At 66.9% G+C, this 15,389-nt stretch carries 16 protein-coding genes and 1 pseudogene; 9 read left to right on the top strand and 8 right to left on the bottom strand.

Annotated features, from left to right (window positions below; all coding sequences use genetic code 11):
- Together QGG75_19365 and QGG75_19360 are read right to left on the bottom strand one after the other, a co-directional pair.
- Nucleotides 1-366: DEAD/DEAH box helicase (locus QGG75_19365; GenBank protein ID MDP6069388.1), on the bottom strand; the 366-nt coding region annotated here is incomplete at its 3' end.
- 73 nt (nt 367-439) lie between these two features.
- Entirely contained in the window at nt 440-1,120 is a 681-nt protein-coding gene (locus QGG75_19360; GenBank protein ID MDP6069387.1) for a LysR substrate-binding domain-containing protein, read from the bottom strand.
- A 4-nt stretch (nt 1,121-1,124) separates the two neighbouring features.
- Between QGG75_19360 and QGG75_19355 the strand changes: the two are divergent.
- From QGG75_19355 to QGG75_19335, 5 genes and pseudogenes are all read left to right on the top strand, one after another.
- Nucleotides 1,125-2,885: pseudogene (locus QGG75_19355) on the top strand (TRAP transporter fused permease subunit).
- Nucleotides 2,886-2,912: 27 nt separating this feature from the next.
- Nucleotides 2,913-3,335, top strand: coding sequence for a universal stress protein (locus QGG75_19350; protein ID MDP6069386.1), 423 nt, complete (start codon nt 2,913-2,915; stop codon nt 3,333-3,335).
- 16 nt (nt 3,336-3,351) lie between these two features.
- Nucleotides 3,352-4,632 (top strand): FAD-binding oxidoreductase, encoded by a 1,281-nt coding sequence (locus QGG75_19345; protein MDP6069385.1) that lies wholly within the window; start codon nt 3,352-3,354, stop codon nt 4,630-4,632.
- A 4-nt stretch (nt 4,633-4,636) separates the two neighbouring features.
- A complete protein-coding gene (locus tag QGG75_19340) occupies nt 4,637-5,245 on the top strand; it encodes an aspartate/glutamate racemase family protein (protein MDP6069384.1) in 609 nt (202 codons plus the stop codon).
- Nucleotides 5,196-5,384 carry a hypothetical protein gene (locus QGG75_19335; GenBank protein ID MDP6069383.1) on the top strand — a complete coding sequence of 63 codons (189 nt, stop codon included), beginning with the start codon at nt 5,196-5,198 and terminating at the stop codon, nt 5,382-5,384. The genes QGG75_19340 and QGG75_19335 overlap by 50 nt, the downstream gene beginning before the upstream one ends.
- A gap of 9 nt (nt 5,385-5,393) precedes the next feature.
- On the opposite strand, the gene QGG75_19330 is transcribed toward QGG75_19335, so the two are convergent.
- Genes QGG75_19330 through QGG75_19320 form a run of 3 tightly spaced genes read right to left on the bottom strand, consistent with a single transcriptional unit; the run spans nt 5,394 to nt 8,475 of the window.
- Entirely contained in the window at nt 5,394-7,001 is a 1,608-nt protein-coding gene (locus tag QGG75_19330; protein MDP6069382.1) for a thiamine pyrophosphate-binding protein, read from the bottom strand.
- Nucleotides 7,001-7,963, bottom strand: a complete 963-nt coding sequence (locus QGG75_19325; protein MDP6069381.1) for an agmatinase — start codon at nt 7,961-7,963, stop codon at nt 7,001-7,003. Before QGG75_19325 ends, QGG75_19330 begins: the two co-directional genes overlap by 1 nt.
- 26 nt (nt 7,964-7,989) lie before the next feature.
- Entirely contained in the window at nt 7,990-8,475 is a 486-nt protein-coding gene (locus QGG75_19320) for a bacteriohemerythrin (protein MDP6069380.1), read from the bottom strand.
- Between the two features lie 23 nt (nt 8,476-8,498).
- Between QGG75_19320 and deoC the strand changes: the two genes are divergently transcribed.
- From deoC to add, 4 genes are read left to right on the top strand one after another with little or no spacing between them, the layout of a single operon-like run.
- Nucleotides 8,499-9,488, top strand: a complete 990-nt coding sequence (deoC, locus tag QGG75_19315; protein MDP6069379.1) for a deoxyribose-phosphate aldolase — start codon at nt 8,499-8,501, stop codon at nt 9,486-9,488.
- Between the two features lie 2 nt (nt 9,489-9,490).
- Nucleotides 9,491-11,854 carry an aldehyde dehydrogenase family protein gene (locus QGG75_19310; protein ID MDP6069378.1) on the top strand — a complete coding sequence of 788 codons (2,364 nt, stop codon included), beginning with the start codon at nt 9,491-9,493 and terminating at the stop codon, nt 11,852-11,854.
- A complete protein-coding gene (gene deoA / locus QGG75_19305) occupies nt 11,844-13,181 on the top strand; it encodes a thymidine phosphorylase (GenBank protein MDP6069377.1) in 1,338 nt (445 codons plus the stop codon). Before QGG75_19310 ends, deoA begins: the two co-directional genes overlap by 11 nt.
- Nucleotides 13,178-14,155: an adenosine deaminase gene (gene add / locus QGG75_19300; GenBank protein ID MDP6069376.1), complete on the top strand. Its 978-nt coding sequence runs from the start codon at nt 13,178-13,180 to the stop codon at nt 14,153-14,155. Before deoA ends, add begins: the two co-directional genes overlap by 4 nt.
- On the opposite strand, the gene QGG75_19295 is transcribed toward add, so the two are convergent.
- The 3 genes from QGG75_19295 to QGG75_19285 form a co-directional block, all read right to left on the bottom strand.
- A complete protein-coding gene (locus QGG75_19295) occupies nt 14,152-14,814 on the bottom strand; it encodes a phosphoribosylanthranilate isomerase (GenBank protein ID MDP6069375.1) in 663 nt (220 codons plus the stop codon). The two genes, add and QGG75_19295, sit on opposite strands and share 4 nt — an antisense overlap.
- 7 nt (nt 14,815-14,821) lie before the next feature.
- Nucleotides 14,822-15,052, bottom strand: a complete 231-nt coding sequence (locus QGG75_19290; GenBank protein ID MDP6069374.1) for a hypothetical protein — start codon at nt 15,050-15,052, stop codon at nt 14,822-14,824.
- On the bottom strand, nt 15,043-15,389 hold a 347-nt coding region (locus tag QGG75_19285; protein MDP6069373.1), incomplete at its 5' end, for an HlyD family efflux transporter periplasmic adaptor subunit. The genes QGG75_19285 and QGG75_19290, both read right to left, overlap by 10 nt.

Genomic DNA, 15,389 nt, shown 5'->3' with positions numbered 1-15,389 from the left:
TTGAGGCCGGATGGAGGTGCCGCCGAAGACCGTGGTGGTGCGCAAGGAGAGATGGCGGCCATAACTGCGCAGGCTGTCGCCGATCTGGCTGGCCAGCTCGCGCGTCGGCGCCAGGATCAGCGCCCGGGGCTGGCGGTGCTGGGCCTTTCTCGGTGCCCCTGCTGTGTTTTTCTCCAGGTAATGCAGCAGCGGCAAGGCGAATGCGGCCGTCTTGCCGGTGCCGGTCTGGGCCACGCCCAGCAGGTCGCGGCCCGCCAGCAGCGCCGGAATCGACTTCTGCTGGATCGGGGTGGGAGTGGTGTAGCCTTCGTCCCGGATGGCGCGAAGGATGGGTTGGGCCAGTGCTAGGCCCGAAAAGTCTGTCATGTGTAGTGTGTCTTTCTTGATTCAAAATATCGCTCTCGGCCTGCGCTGGGCACGGGCCGGGCTGACGAAACGCCTACATTTGTCGGTAAGAAAAGAGGCCGGCCCAGATAACGAAATGGGCGGGCGAGCGATCCAAAAATGACCTTGAAGGGGTGTCGCTGAGCGCGATATGGGCTTTCGCAGCCGCCAAGTCAAGAGAATTCCGCTTTCGTTCCCGTCCTCTCCAACTCGGCCACCAGCCCGAATGCGGGCTAGGCGCCGTCCGGCTGGGCTCTGTCCACCCGCCGGATTTCGTTGCGCAGCGCCGCCGTGAAAGCCTGGGCCAGGTTGTGGATAGCGAGCGATGCGCCGGCGTCATGATCGAAGCCATGAGACGAACCTTGGGACGGAAGGGACGGAAGACCACCCGGCAGTCGTCGCCGCGATAGATGCGGTAGCCCTCGGCGCTCAGGGGATCGACCACGGAATAGGCCAGGCCGTTCTCGATGAAGGTGAACATGGGCATGAAAAACTGCGTCTCGAAACGTGTGTTGAGCACGGCGCCGCTTTCCTCGAAGGCGCGCAAGGTCTGACCATAGGTCGGGTGGTCGGTGAACAGCGTGGCCATCGGCTTGCCATCCAGATCGGCCGGCGTGACGACCTCGCGGTTGGCCAGGGGATCGTCGGCCGGTATGGCGCAGAAGCAATCGAAGGAGAGCATCTCGTTGTTCACAAGAGCCGAGTCGACACTCTCCTCAAAGCCTACGTCGGCCACGGCGCTGGTGGTGCTCGCCAGGCGTTCGCTGGGCTTCGTGCTGCCGCTGATTATCCTGGTTTTCGTGGCCTATGCTTTGTTGGGGCCGCACATGCCCTTCCAGGTGCTCAAGCACCCCGGCGTCGACTGGCGCCAGTTCATCAACAACATGTACTTCCCCCAGGAAGGCATCTTCGGCGTCACGCTGTGGGTGGTCTCGACGGTGGTCTTCCACTTCGTGCTCTTCGGCGTGGTCGCCCAGCGCATGGGTCTCGGCCAGTTCTTCGTCGACAACGCCATGATCCTGGCCGGCCGCTACACCGGCGGCCCAGCCAAGGTGAGCGTGGTTTCGTCGGCCTTCTTCGGCACCATCTCCGGCTCTTCCATCGCCAATACGGTGTCCACGGGATCGTTGACCATCCCCAACATGAAGCGGCTGGGCTATCCCGGCCATTTCGCCGGCGGCGTCGAAGCGGCAGCCAGCGCCGGCGGCCAGATCACGCCGCCGATCATGGGCGCCGCCTCGTTCCTGATGGCCGAGTTCCTCGAGGTGCCCTACACCACCATCGTGCTGGCCGCCATCGTGCCGGCCACCATGCATTACGTCGGTGTCATGTCGATCGTCCACTTCACGGCCCGGCGTCTTGGCCTCAAGGGCTATGCCAAGGACCAGTTGCCGAATTTCTTCAAGGTCTGGCGCGAGGGTTGGCACACGGCGCTACCGCTGCTGGCGCTGTTGATCGTGCTGTTTAGCGGCTATTCGCCCAACATGGCGGCCTTCACCGGCCTCATGTTCTGCATTGTCGTCGGTTTCACGTCCTTCCAAAAACCACTGACCCTGGTCATTCCCGGCGGTCTCATGACCTTCATTCTGTGGAAGGCCTCGGACGGCGGCTTCTCGCCGGTGTTGGCCGGTATCCTGGCCGGCCTGCTGATCCTCAGCCTGATGCACAAGCGCCGGCGCGAGCCCATCGGCAAGCTCTTCGATAGCTTCCACGTCGGCGTGCAGTACGCCCTCGCCGTGGGCGCAGCCTCGGCCGCCGTAGGCATCGTGGTCGGTGTCATCAATACCACCGGCGTCGCCTTCCGGCTCGGTTTCATGGTCACCAACGGCGCCCGCGATATGGCTGAAGGGCTGCACCTGATAATCGGCTGGATCCCGCTCGAGGTCTTCGCGCAGGCCTCGATCCAGCAGTTCCTGTCGTTGGTGCTGATCGCCATTGCCTGCATTCTCATGGGTGCCGGCCTGCCCACCACGGCGCTCTACATCATGCTGGTTTCGGTGGCCCAGCCGGCCCTGGCGCAGTTGGGAGTTCCACCGCTAGCGACCCACATGTTCGTGCTCTACTACGGCGTCATCTCGGAGATCACACCACCCGTGTGTGCTTCGGCCTACGCCGCCGCCGGCATTGCCGGGGCCAACCCCTTCCGCACCGGGATCAATGCCTTCACGCTAGGCATCGGCAAGCTGATGGTGCCCATGGTCTTCGTCTACGCGCCGACCATGCTGCTGGTGCTGCCGGAATACTTCACCTGGATCTCCTTCATCCAGGTCTCGCTGAGTTGCGCCTTCGGGGTGTTCGCCATCGCCACGGCGGTGTCAGGCTTCTTCCTGGCGCCGCTCAATCCCTTCTGGCGCTTCTACATGGTCTGCACCGGATTGCTGCTGGTGGCGCCCAGTTGGCAGAGCGATATCGTGGCCCTGGTGATTGCCGTGCCGGTGGTGCTGTTGCAATTGGCCGACAGCCGCCGCGCCAAGGCGGCCGAAGCCGCATCCGATTTCTAACGTCACAAGGACAAAGGGGGCAAGGATATGTTCAAAACCGTTCTTGTGGCCATCGATCTGGAGCATGGCGAGCCCATTCAGCGCATCCTGCAGGCCGCCGAGGATATCGCCAATTCCAATGCCTGCGATATGCACCTGCTGAACGTGGTGGCGGCGGCGCCGGCCATCGTCTCGCAGTTCCTGCATGAAAATTACGAGCAAATGGCGGCCGGCCAGGCCGAGGCCGAGCTGGCCAAATTGGCGGCCGGGCTCGATCTCCGGTCGGGCACGATCTCGTGTTCGATCCGTTTCGGCACGGTCTACGAGGAGGTTCTGGCGGCTGCCGAAGCGGTCGGCGCCGGACTGATCGTCACCGGCTCGCACAAATCAAACGTTTCGGATTACCTGCTGGGCAGCGCCGCCGCCCGCATCGTGCGCCACGCCCGCTGTTCGGTGATGGTGATTCGCTAAGGGGAAGGACAAACGGATGCCCGACAAGGACGATGACGCCGTGACCATCATCGGCGGAGGTATCGTCGGCATCTGCTGTGCGCTTTCGTTGCTCGAAAAGGGCGCCCGTGTACGCCTCGTCGAACGCGACGAGCCGGGCCAGGGCACGAGCTTCGGCAACGCCGGCGTCATCTCGCCCTGGTCCTGCGTGCCCCAGTCGTTGCCCGGAGTCTGGCTGAAGGTGTCGCGCTGGCTGCTCGATCCCGAGGGTCCGGTGGCCATCCGGCCGCAATACCTGCTGCAGGCCATGCCCTGGGCGCTGAAGTTCCTGGCCGCTGGGCGCCGTCATCGCATTCCCGCCATCGCCGCCGCCATGGCGGCGCTGAACCGGCCCAGCGTCGATCTCTACCGCCACCACCTGGCCGGCAGTGGCCACGAGGGCTTGTTGCGCGATTGCTATTACATCCACGCCTACCGCAAGAAAACCAAAGCGGTGGCCGACCTCGACGACCTCGACGACCTCGCGTGGCGGCTTCGCCGCGACCACGATACGCCCTTGGAACTCGTCGACGGCGATCAATTGCGCGAGATCGAGCCCGACCTTTCGCCCGATTTCCAGGCCGCCATCATCATCAGGGACCAGGCCCGGGCTCTGTCGCCTGGCCGCCTGGGCGCGGTGCTGGCCGACAAGGTGCGAAGCCTGGGCGGGGAAATCCTGTCTGCCTCGGTCGCCAGCTTGGCACCGCGCGAGGGCGGCGGTTGGCGCATCACATGCGACGGGGGCGTGTTCGAAAGCCATAACGTCGTGGTGGCTGCCGGTGCCTGGTCGGCACGACTGCTCGAGCCCTTGGGGCTCAATCTGCCGCTGGAGCCCGAAAGGGGCTATCACATGGTCTTCCGCGAACCCGGCGTCAGCCTCAATCATTCGATCATGGCGGTCGATGCGATGTTCGTCGCCAGTTCCATGGAGATGGGCTTGCGCAGCGCCGGAACGGCCGAGTTCGCTGGCCTCGAGGCAGCGCCCAATTACCGCCGCGCGCGAATCTTCAAGCGCCTGACCAAGCGCCTGGTGCCGGGCCTAAACACCGAGGACGGCGAGGAATGGATGGGCATTCGCCCGAGCTTTCCCGACAGCCTGCCATGTCTCGGCGAGATCCCCGGCCGGCCTGGCCTCTATGCCGCCTTCGGCCATGCCCATTGCGGTCTCATGATGGCGCCCATGACGGGCCGGGTGATCGCCGACCTGGCTACCGGGGGACGGCCCAACATCGACCTGACGCCCTATGGCGTGGACCGCTTCGCCGGACCGGGACCATGACGCCATGAAGCTTCAGGGTGGCCCGAACATCTATGGCGTCACCATCGGCGTGTTGTGCCTGGATTCACACTTCCCCAAGCCACCCGGACACATCAAGAACCCCTCGGGCCTGAGCTTTCCCGTGCTCTATGAAACCGTGCCCGGTGCTACCGTGGCCAAGCTCGTCAACGGCCCGCCGCCCGGTTTCATCGAACCCTTCCTCGAGGCTGCCCGGCGCCTGGAGGCCGAGGGCGCCCGTGCCATCACAGGTAGCTGCGGCTTTTTTGCGCTCTTCCAGCGTCAGTTGGCCGAGGCCGTCAGCGTGCCCATGTTCGCCTCCAGCCTGATCCAGGTGCCGCTGGTCCACCACATGCTGGGCGGCCGCGGCAAGGTCGGCGTACTGACCGCCAGCGGACCCAACCTGACAGCGCAGCATTTCGCCGCCGTCGGCGCTGGCGATATCCCGGTGGCCGTCCAGGGCATGGACGATTACCGCGAATTCCGCGAGGTCATCCTCGAGGGCCAGCGCGATGACATGGACATGGCGAAGATCGAAAAAGAGGTCCTGGCCCGCCGCCAAGCTGTTGCTCAAGACCCACCCCGACGTCGGTGCCGTGGTGCTGGAATGCACTGACATGCCGCCCTACGCCCACACCCTACAACAGCGCCTGGGCCTGCCCATATTCGACCTCACGACCTTGGCCACCATGGTCCACGAGGCCGTGCTGCGCCTGCCCTATCAAGGCATCATGCCGCGCCAGGCCCGGGGTTAGCCTAATTTATCAGAAGCGTCCGTCATAAGATCGCCGCTCGATGGGGCAGGCGATGACGGTGAAGCTGTCGCGGCCCAGGGCACGTTCGACCTCGGCCGCCAGTTCGTCGCGGCTGCCGGCCGTCGCGCCGGTACCGCCCAGGGCCTGGGCCACGGCCGCGAAGTCGCTGCCGCCGAAGGCCACGCCGAGTTCATCATGACCTAACCTGCGCTGCTTCAGCTCGATCAAGGCGAGTTGCTCGTCGACGAAGACGACCACCACCACGGCCAAGCCCAAATCGCGGGCCGTGGCCAATTCGCCCAGCACCATCTCCAGCCCGGCATCGCCGACGAAGGCCACCACTGGCCGTTCGGGCTGGGCCAGCTTGTAGCCCAGAGCCAGCGGCAGGGCGCAGCCCATGGTGCCGAAGGCCGTCGATTGCAGCAATTGCCGTGGCCCCGGGCAGCGCCACATCTGGCTCAACAGGATGCGGTGGGCGCCGGTGTCGGCCGTGGCCACGCCGTCGGGCGGCAGAGCGCGACGCAGCGTGTCGATGACCGCCGCCGGGCCCCAGTCCTCCTCGCCGGGAAAGGCCTCGGCCAGCGACCGGGCCAGGGCCGCCGGCTGGCCGCCGGGCCAGATCGCGGCGGACTCGTGGCCGGCCGCCAGGGCCTCCAGTCCAGCCGCCACGTCGCCCACGAAGCTGTGGCTCGCCAGGTGTACGTAGTGGCTGTTGGCGACGGCCGAGAACTCGATGACCGGCTGGCCCGCGGCCCAGGGCTGGCACCAGCCGCTGCGCATCTCGATGGGGTCGTAACCGGCCAGGATGACCAGATCGCTTTCATGCACGAAGGGCAAGACGAGTTCGTCGGCTCGGGGCGAGAGGCCGACGCCACCCAGGCACAGGGAATCGTCCTCGTCCAGCACACCTTTGGCCTTGTAGGTGGTGAGCAGCGGCAGGCGAAACTTCCGCACCAGCGTTGCCAGGGCCTCCTCGCCGCCCTGGTTGAGCACGTCGAGACCGGCGATCATCAAGGGGCGCTCGGCCTGGCGGAAAAGCTCTCTGGCCGCTTCCAGCTCGGGCGACGGCGCCGGCCCGGCCGGGGCCGGTGCGGGTCGGCGAATGCCAACGCTTTCGGGCTGTTCGGCAATCGCCAGCCCGATGGGAACATCGACGTGCACCGGCCCCGGCTGGCCGTCCAGGGCGATGGCCAGGGCCTTGTCGATGGTCACCCCGACGGCGCCCTGCTCCACTCGCAGGCTGGCCTTGGTGATGGGCGCCATGAGGGCGGCGTGATCGATGACCTGGTGGGTGTAGCTGGCGGCCTGGGCGGCATCGACGCAGCCGGTGAGAAAGATCAGCGGCACCCGATCCTGGTAGGCGTTGGCGATGACGTTGGTGGCGTTGGCCGCGCCGGGGCCGAGGGTGGCCAGCAATAGGCCGGGCGCTCCCGTGGCATGATGGGCGCCTTCGGCCATGAAGCCGGCGCTGTTTTCGTGCTTGGCCAGAACGAAACTGATCCCCGCCTCCTCGAGGGCCGCCATCAAGGTCAGCACTTCGCCGCCGGGAATGCCGAAGGCATAACGGCAGCCGGCTTCGGCCAGGCGGCGCGCAATGAGTTGGGCGGTCGTGGCCATCAGCCGCCGGCACCGCCGAAGTAGCCGCCTCGCACCGCCATGCCGATGAGGTTGACGATCAAGCGGGCGGCCGTGATGGCCGAGATATCGTTGAGGTCGCGCCGGGGCGTGATTTCGACGATATCCATGCCCACCACCCGGCCCTTGGCCACCAGGCCATGGATCAGGGTGCGCATCTGATCAAAGGAAAGCCCCCCCGGCGTGCGCGCCGCCACGGCCGGCATGACGGCCGGATCGAGGCCGTCGGCGTCGATGGTCAGGTAATAGCGCCCACCGTCGGGAATGCGCTCGAGCAGCGCCGCCATGCCCACTTGCTGGAGCTCGCTGTCGGGCACCAGATGGGCGCCGTAGTCGAGCGCCGCCGCCACGTCCTCGGCCCGGGCGCTGCCCGATGAGCGCAGGCCGAACTGAAAGATCTCGGCCACGTGGGCCATCTCGGAGGCCCGCCGCATGGGGCTGGAATAGCCCTCGCGAACGCCGTTTACCTCGTCGCGCCAGTCGAGATGGGCATCGACCTGGATCAGGGTGATGGGGCCGTGTTCCTCGTAGGCCCGTAGCACCGGGATGGGCACGCCGTGGTCGCCGCCGATTATTATGGGCAGCACGCCGGCGGCCAGCAGGTTGCCCGCCAGGTGCTCGGCGCTTTGGTAATGGCGGCCGAGCTCGCGGGCATCGCCCGGCACGTCGCCGCAATCGACGAGGCGCACGTCCTGGCCGTCCAGCAGCGTGCCGCCGAGATCGAAGTCCCAACGCTCGAGCCCGCGCATGGCCCGGGCCGAGGCGCGGCGCACGGCGGCGGGCGCCCGGCCCTGGTCGTTGCTGACCTCGTCCAGCCCGTAGGGATCGCCATAGGGCAGGCCGAGGATGGCCACGTCGGCCCCGAGGCCTTCGCTTTCGAGTTCCAAGGGAAAGCCGAGGAAGGTCACGTTTCCGCTCGGCGCGACGGTAAGCGGCGATGCCATGACGAGCTCCGGAAGGGGGAAGTTGGCTACAAGGACTTGGGGCGACAACGGCTTGAAGAGGCAGCCGCTATGATAGCCTCTTTAGCTTTGGTCCTCGATGAACTTCTTGTACGCCATGTCTCGTTCTCGAGGATATGGCCGACCCACCAATGGCGCAAATAGGCAAGGACCCGTTCCGGGATGCCGCCGCCACCGTCCAGGACTTGCAGGCAGAAATCGACCGTGGTTTCGCCGAAGACCATGTGCTCCCGGGCATGGCGCTCGATATCCGGAAAGCCGATCGAGCGCAGGTGAGCTTCCTCCCGCTCGAAATGGCGGTTGGCGTAGTTGGTCATGGCCGTCAGGGCATCGCCGATTTCCTCGGACGACGAAGAGACTTCGCCCAGGTCGACCAGGGTATTTATCAGCCTGAGGATATTTTTGTGATCTTCGTCGAGCTTCGCGACCCCGACGCTGAAATCCTCACTCCAGACCAATTTCGCCATCCCTGCCCTCGCCAAAATCACCGCCATCGGGCAAACTGCTAAATGAATTCATGACCAAGCTCAACCAATCCAGCGTGCAGGCTTTGCACCAGCCGGCCCGCAATCCGGGAACGCCGCTCGACACAGGAAGGCTGAGGGCGTTGCGTGTCAATACCAGCGCCGTCGAGCGCCGGGCGGCAACGCTGACCACGCGGCGCAGTTTGAAGAAGGACCACCAGGCGGCTTGGCTGCTCAAGGCGATTTCGTGCATCGACCTGACCACGCTGGCCGGCGACGACACCCCGGGACGGGTCGAACGACTTTGCGCCAAGGCCCGTCAGCCCCTGCGCCGAGACCTCTTGGAAGCGCTCGGCGTGGCCAACCTGGGCCTCAGCGTCGGCGCCGTCTGCGTCTACCATGAAATGGTGCCGGCGGCCGTGGCGGCTCTGGCCGGCAGCGGCATTCCCGTGGCCGCCGTCTCGGCGGGCTTTCCGGCAGGGCTTTCTTCCCTTTCCGGCCGCATCGCCGAAGTCGATGCCTCGGTGGCGGCCGGAGCGGCCGAGATCGACATCGTCATCAACCGCGGTCATGTGCTGGGCGGCAACTGGACGGCGCTTTACGACGAGGTTCGGGCTTTTCGCGAGGCCGCCGGGCCGGCCCATCTCAAGGCCATCCTGGGTACCGGCGACCTGGGCACGCTACGCCTGGTGGCCCGGGCGAGTTGGGTGGCGATGATGGCCGGGGCCGACTTCATCAAGACCTCGACGGGCAAGGAAAGTACCAACGCCACCTTGCCCGTGTCGCTGGTCATGCTGCGCCAGATCCGCGCCTTTGGCGCGGAAACCGGCCAACGCATCGGCTTCAAGCCGGCCGGCGGCATCGGCACGGCCAAAAGCGTACTGGCCTACCAGATCATGATGCGCGAGGAACTGGGCCGGCCCTGGCTCGAGCCTGAACTCTTCCGCATCGGTGCTTCGGGGTTGCTGGGCGACATCGAACGCCAGCTCGAGCACCACCTTTCCGGCGCCTACTCCGCCAGCCACCGCCATCCCATGGGTTAAGCATGAGCGTTGCCGAAATCATGCAAAGCATGGACTACGGCCCCGCCCCCGAGGGCACGAAGGAGGCCGAGGCCTGGCTCGAGCGCCACGGGCGCCGCTTCGGCTCTTTCATCGACGGTAATTTCGGCGAACCCGGCGCGACTTTCGCAAGCCTGAACCCCGCCAACGGCGAGAAACTCGCCGAGATCAGCCAGGCCACGGCGGCTGATGTGGAGCGCGCCGTGGCGGCCGCCCGGGCGACGCAGCCGGCCTGGGCCAAGCCGGGTGCCGGCCGGGCCCGGCCGCTTTATGCCCTGGCCCGCATGGTGCAGCGCCAGGCCCGGTTGCTGGCGGTGCTGGAGACGCTGGACAACGGCAAGCCGATCCGTGAAAGCCGCGACATCGACGTGCCCCTGGTGGCGCGCCATTTCTATCACCATGCCGGTTGGGCCCAGTTGTTGGAGGACGAATTTCCCGGCCACCAGGCGCTGGGTGTGGCGGGCCAGATCATCCCCTGGAATTTCCCCCTTTTGATGCTGGCCTGGAAGCTCGCTCCGGCCCTGGCCACGGGCAACACGGTGGTGCTGAAGCCGGCCGAATACACCAGCCTGACGGCGCTCCTGTTCGCCGAACTGGCGCAGCGGGCGGGGCTGCCGGCGGGTGTCTTCAACGTCGTCAGCGGCGACGGCGCGGTGGGCGAGATGATCGTCGAGCATCCGGACATCGACAAAATCGCCTTCACCGGCTCGACCGAGGTGGGCCGCCTGATCCGCGAGAAAACCGCGGGTTCCGGCAAGCGCTTGACGCTGGAGCTCGGCGGCAAGTCGCCCTTCATCGTCTTCGACGATGCCGATCTCGACAGTGCCGTCGAAGGCCTGGTCGACGCCATCTGGTTCAACCAGGGTCAGGTTTGCTGCGCCGGCTCGCGCCTGCTGGTCCAGGAATCGGTGGCTGAGGTTTTCATCGCCAAACTCAAAACACGCATGAATAAGCTGCGCCTCGGCGATCCACTCGACAAGGGCACCGACATCGGCGCCATCGTGGCCCCGGCCCAGCTCGAACGCATCCGGGACCTGGTGCAAACCGGCATCGACGAAGGCGGCGAGATGTGGCAGCCCGACCTGCCCTGCCCGGCCGGCAACTTCTTTCCGCCGACGCTTTTTACCAACGTCCAGCCCGCCGCCACCATCGCCCAGCAGGAGATCTTCGGCCCGGTGCTGGTGGCCACCACTTTCCGCACGCCCGGCGAAGCCATCGAACTGGCCAACAACACGCGCTATGGCCTGGCCGCCAGCGTCTGGAGCGAGAGCATCAATCTGGCCCTCGAGGTGGCGCCGAAACTGGTTTGCGGCGTCGTCTGGGTCAATGCCACGAACCTTTTCGATGCCGCCTGCGGCTTTGGCGGCCGGCGCGAATCGGGATTCGGCCGCGAGGGCGGCCGCGAGGGCCTGGGGGAATACCTGCGGCCCGACTGGGATCTAGGCCGCGAGGCCTATGTCGAATCAACGAAAGTCGTCGAGATAGCGGACCAGGTGCCCGAACTGGACCTCGATCGAACGCCGAAGCTTTACATCGGCGGGGCGCAAAAAAGGCCCGATTCGGGGTACAGCCAGGCCGTTCTCGGGCCTGATGGGCGCCGTCTCGGCGAGGTCGGCACCGGCAGCCGCAAGGACATTCGCGATGCCGTCGAGGCCGCCCGCAAGGCGCTTGCCTGGAGCCGCGCCACGGCCCACAACCGAGCCCAGGTGATCTATTACGTGGCCGAGAACCTGGAGGCCCGGGCGGCCGAGTTCGCCGGCCGCATTGCCGCCCAGACCGGGGTTTCGCGCCGCGCCGCCCGGGCTGAGGTGAAGGCCTCCGTGGCGCGCCTGTTTGCCGCCGCCGCCTGGGCCGACAAGTTCGAAGGCGCCGTGCACGAGCCGCCCTTGCGCGGCCTGACGCTGGCGCTCAACGAGCCCCACGGCATCCTGGCTATCATCTGCCCCGAAGAGGCGCCCCTGCTGGCCATGGTGTCGCTGCTGGGCCCGGCGCTGACGGCCGGCAATCGGGTGGTCCTGGTGCCCTCGGCTCCGCATCCGCTCTCGGCCACCGATTTATACCAGGTGCTGGACACCTCGGACGTACCCGGCGGGGTGGTCAACATCGTCAGCGGCCGGCCTGCCGACTTGGCGCCGGTGCTGGCCGCCCATGCCGAGATCGATGCGCTTTGGTACTTCGGCCCGGCCGCACTGGGGGCCGAGCTCGAAGGCCTGGCCGCCGGCAACCTCAAGCCCATCTGGATCGAGACCCGGCGGCGCGATTGGCGCCAGCGCCGCCAGGGCGAGGGCCGGGAATTTCTCGAACGGGCCAGCCAGGTCAAGAACATCTGGATTCCCTATGGCGAGTGAAGGCGGCGGGGCTTTCCTGCCCCAGGAAATCATTCGCAGGAAACGCAACGGTGAAATCTTAACCTCAGACGAAATTTCTTTTTTTATCAAATCGTTATCGGATAATTCTATTACGGAAGGTCAAGTTGCCGCCTGGGCCATGGCGGTCTTCTTTCAGGGCCTCGAGCGGGGCGAAACGGTGGCCCTGACCGAAGCCATGCGGGACTCGGGAAGCGTGCTCGAGTGGTCGGGAATGGCTTTGCCCGGCCCACTTCTCGACAAGCACTCGACAGGCGGCGTGGGCGACAAGGTGTCGCTTCTGCTGGCCCCCATGGTGGCGGCGGCGGGAGGCTGCGTGCCGATGATCTCGGGGCGCGGGCTGGGCCACACCGGCGGCACGCTGGACAAGCTCGACAGCATCCCGGGTTACGATACGGCACCCTCGATCGAGGTTTTCCGCCGCGTCGTGGCCGACGCCGGTTGCGCCATCATCGGCCAGACCGCTGATCTGGCGCCCGCCGACCGCCGGCTCTACGGTATCCGTGACGTCACGGCGACTGTCGAATCGATCCCCCTGATCACCGCCTCGATCCTCTCCAAGAAGCTGGCCGCCGGCCTCGATGGTTTGGTCATGGACGTTAAGTTCGGCTCTGGCGCCTTCGCCGCCACCGAGGCCCAGGCCGAGGAACTGGCCCGCAGCATCGTCGAGGTGGCCAACGGCGCCGGGCTCAGGACCACGGCGCGCTTGAGCGACATGAACCAAGTCCTGGGGCTCTCCGCCGGCAACGCCGTCGAAGTACGGGAAGCCATCGATTTCCTGCGCGGCGATGAGCGCCAATCGCGCCTCCATGAGCTGACGCTGGCGCTGACGGCGGAGTTGCTGGTGACCGGCGGCCTGGCGCCGGATGTCGGCGAGGGCCGGGAGATGGCGCGAAAAACCCTCGAGAGCGGCGCCGCGGCCGAGCGTTTCGCGGCCATGGTGGCGGCGCTTGGCGGCCCTGCCGATCTGCTCGAACGCCCCGAGCAAGTGACGCTGGCGGAGCACGAGTTGGCGGTGTTGGCGGAGCAGGCGGGAGTTGTCGCGGCCCTTGATGTGCGCCGCATCGGCCTTGCCATCATCGCGCTGGGTGGCGGCCGGCGGCGGGCCGGCGACGCCATCGACCACGGCGTCGGCCTCACGCGCCTGGCCGGCCCGGGCGACGAAGTCGGGCCCGAACGGCCGCTCTGCCTGGTGCATGCCCGCGGCCCGGCCGCCGCCGAGGAGGCGGCCCGGGAGATCCGCGCCGCCGTGACGCTGGGTAACCATGCCCCGCCTGGTCCGCTGGTCCTCGAGCGCATCGCGTCATGATCCCCAAGGCCGAGCTCCACGTTCACCTCGAGGGCACGGCCAGGCCGGAACTGGTGCGGCGCCTGGCCCGGCGCCACGGCATGACGCTGCCCCCCGAACGCTTCGGGCCCGACGGCGAATTCGTCTGGCGCGACTTCCCCGATTTCCTCGAGCTCTACGACATCGCCGCCGCCGTCATCCGTACGCCGGACGACTACCGCGAGGTGACGCGGGACTACCTCGTGCGCTCGGCCGCCGAGGGGGCCATCTACGTCGAGCTGATGTCGTCCCCCGACCACGCGGCGCAAAACGGCATGAGCTACAGCGACCATCTCGAGGGTATCGCCGCGGGTATCGAGGAGGCCCGCGCCGAATGCGGCATCGAGGGCCGCATCATCGTCACCTGCGTGCGCCATTTCGGTCCCGAACGCGGCCTGGAGATCGCCGGCCAGGTGGTGGCCGAGCCCCACCCCCTGGTGGTCGGCTTCGGCATGGGCGGCGATGAGGCGGCCTATCCGGCCGGCGCCTTCGCCGGGGTCTTCGGCCACGTCGCCGCGGCCGGTCTCGCCTGCACCGTCCACGCCGGCGAATGGGCCGGCCCGGAAAGCGTGCGCCAGGCCATCGAGACGCTGCCCGTGAAGCGGCTCGGCCACGGCGTCCGGGCCAGCGAAGACCCCGCCCTGGTGGCCGAGATCGCCGAGCGTGGCCTGGTGCTCGAGATCTGCCCCGGCAGCAACCTGGCGACCGGAATGTATGCCTCGCCCGAGGCCCACCCCTTTCCCGAACTCCTTCGGGCCGGCCTCGCCGTGACTCTCAATTCCGACGACCCGCCCTACTTCGCCACCTCCATCGGCCGCGAATACGATTTCGCCGCCCGCCACTTCGGCCTCGACGACGAGGCGCTACGCGCCCTCACCCGCACCGCCCTCGAGGCCGCCTTCGTCGACCATGCCATCAAGGCGGCGCTGCTCGGAAAAGCGTCCGCGTCCCCTTAATTAAGGAAGGTTAAGGCGACGGCGGCGAAGAAGGCGCGTAGCTTGGCCTCGTCGAGTTTGCCGGCCGTGCGCACGCCGTTGCAGAGGTCTACGCCGTAGGGCCGCACCCGGGCGATGGCTTCGCCGACGTTGCCGGCGTGAAGGCCGCCGGCCAGGAAGACCGGGATCTCCAGCGCCGCCACGATGCGGCTGCTGAGGTCCCAGTCGTGCACCCGGCCGGTGCCGCCGAGCTCTTTCACCGCGAGTTCGGGATTGCCGGAATCGAGCAGCACGGCATCGACCTGAGGCGCCACGGCGCGGGCTTCGTCCAGGGCCTCGGGGCCACGGACGTGAACGACTTGAATCAGCGAAATTCCAGGCAATGCCAGGCGCAGCTCGGCCTGGCCGCCGGCCGGCAGTTCGTCGACCAGCTGCAGGGCATTGGCGGCCACGGCGCGCTGCTGGGCGACGATGGCGGAGACCGATTGGCGGTTGGTCAGCAGCACGCTCATCACGCCCGGCGGCACCCCGGCGGCGATCTCGGCCGCCAGGTCGTCGCCGATGACGCCGGCACCGCTGGGCATCTCACTGACCAGACCGACGGCATCGGCACCGCATTCTACGGCCAGCCGGGCCTCCTCCGGGCTCATCATGCAGCAGACCTTGACGCGTGTGGGCACCTGAGTACTAGGGCTCGCGGAAGCTTGTATCGAAGGCCCGGACCAGGGGATAGATAAAGTAGGTGATGATGCGGCGCTTGCCGACGGTGATGTCGGCGCTGCCCGTGAGGCCCGGCGTCAGGCGAAAGCTATCCGGCACCTCGCGTAGCTTGCGCGCCTTGAGCTCGATGCGCGAGCGGTAGACGGTCTCGGCGGCACGGCCCTCGGCGGCCACTGCGTCTTCGCTGATCAGGCGCACCCGGCCCTCGATGATGTGCCGTGCTTCTGGAAGGGCAGCGCATCCAGTTTGATGCGCACCAGGTCGCCGACCTGGATCAGCCCCACGTCCTTGGGCAACACGTCGACTTCCATTTCCATGGGCACGTCGGCGGGCACGATGGTGAACAGGGGCTCGGCTTGCGTCACCACGGAACCCACCGAACGGTCGGCGATGCTCAGGATGACGCCGGGCGCCGGTGGCCTACCCCCCGAAAACTGGTCCAGCCCGGATGTTAGGATTGGGTTGGCTTGAAGGAGGGCAAAATGGCGAAGAAGAATCACACGGTTGAGCAGATTATCGGCAAGCTCCGCGAGGC

The sequence above is a fragment of the Alphaproteobacteria bacterium genome (assembly GCA_030740435.1).
In the GTDB taxonomy this organism is placed as follows: Bacteria; Pseudomonadota; Alphaproteobacteria; order UBA2966; family UBA2966.
The sequence above is the reverse complement of the archived record's forward strand: the minus strand, read 5'-3'. Positions and strand labels throughout refer to the sequence as shown.

What these genes read in the sequence shown, in the direction of transcription:
- QGG75_19350 (MDP6069386.1), top strand. Translation starts at nt 2,913, where the DNA reads ATGTTCAAAACCGTTCTTGTGGCCATCGATCTGGAGCATGGCGAGCCC.
- QGG75_19345 (MDP6069385.1), top strand. Translation starts at nt 3,352, where the DNA reads ATGCCCGACAAGGACGATGACGCCGTGACCATCATCGGCGGAGGTATC.
- QGG75_19340 (MDP6069384.1), top strand. Translation starts at nt 4,637, where the DNA reads ATGAAGCTTCAGGGTGGCCCGAACATCTATGGCGTCACCATCGGCGTG.
- QGG75_19330 (MDP6069382.1), bottom strand. Translation starts at nt 7,001, where the DNA reads ATGGCCACGACCGCCCAACTCATTGCGCGCCGCCTGGCCGAAGCCGGC.
- QGG75_19325 (MDP6069381.1), bottom strand. Translation starts at nt 7,963, where the DNA reads ATGGCATCGCCGCTTACCGTCGCGCCGAGCGGAAACGTGACCTTCCTC.
- QGG75_19320 (MDP6069380.1), bottom strand. Translation starts at nt 8,475, where the DNA reads ATGGCGGTGATTTTGGCGAGGGCAGGGATGGCGAAATTGGTCTGGAGT.
- deoC (MDP6069379.1), top strand. Translation starts at nt 8,499, where the DNA reads ATGACCAAGCTCAACCAATCCAGCGTGCAGGCTTTGCACCAGCCGGCC.
- QGG75_19310 (MDP6069378.1), top strand. Translation starts at nt 9,491, where the DNA reads ATGAGCGTTGCCGAAATCATGCAAAGCATGGACTACGGCCCCGCCCCC.
- deoA (MDP6069377.1), top strand. Translation starts at nt 11,844, where the DNA reads ATGGCGAGTGAAGGCGGCGGGGCTTTCCTGCCCCAGGAAATCATTCGC.
- add (MDP6069376.1), top strand. Translation starts at nt 13,178, where the DNA reads ATGATCCCCAAGGCCGAGCTCCACGTTCACCTCGAGGGCACGGCCAGG.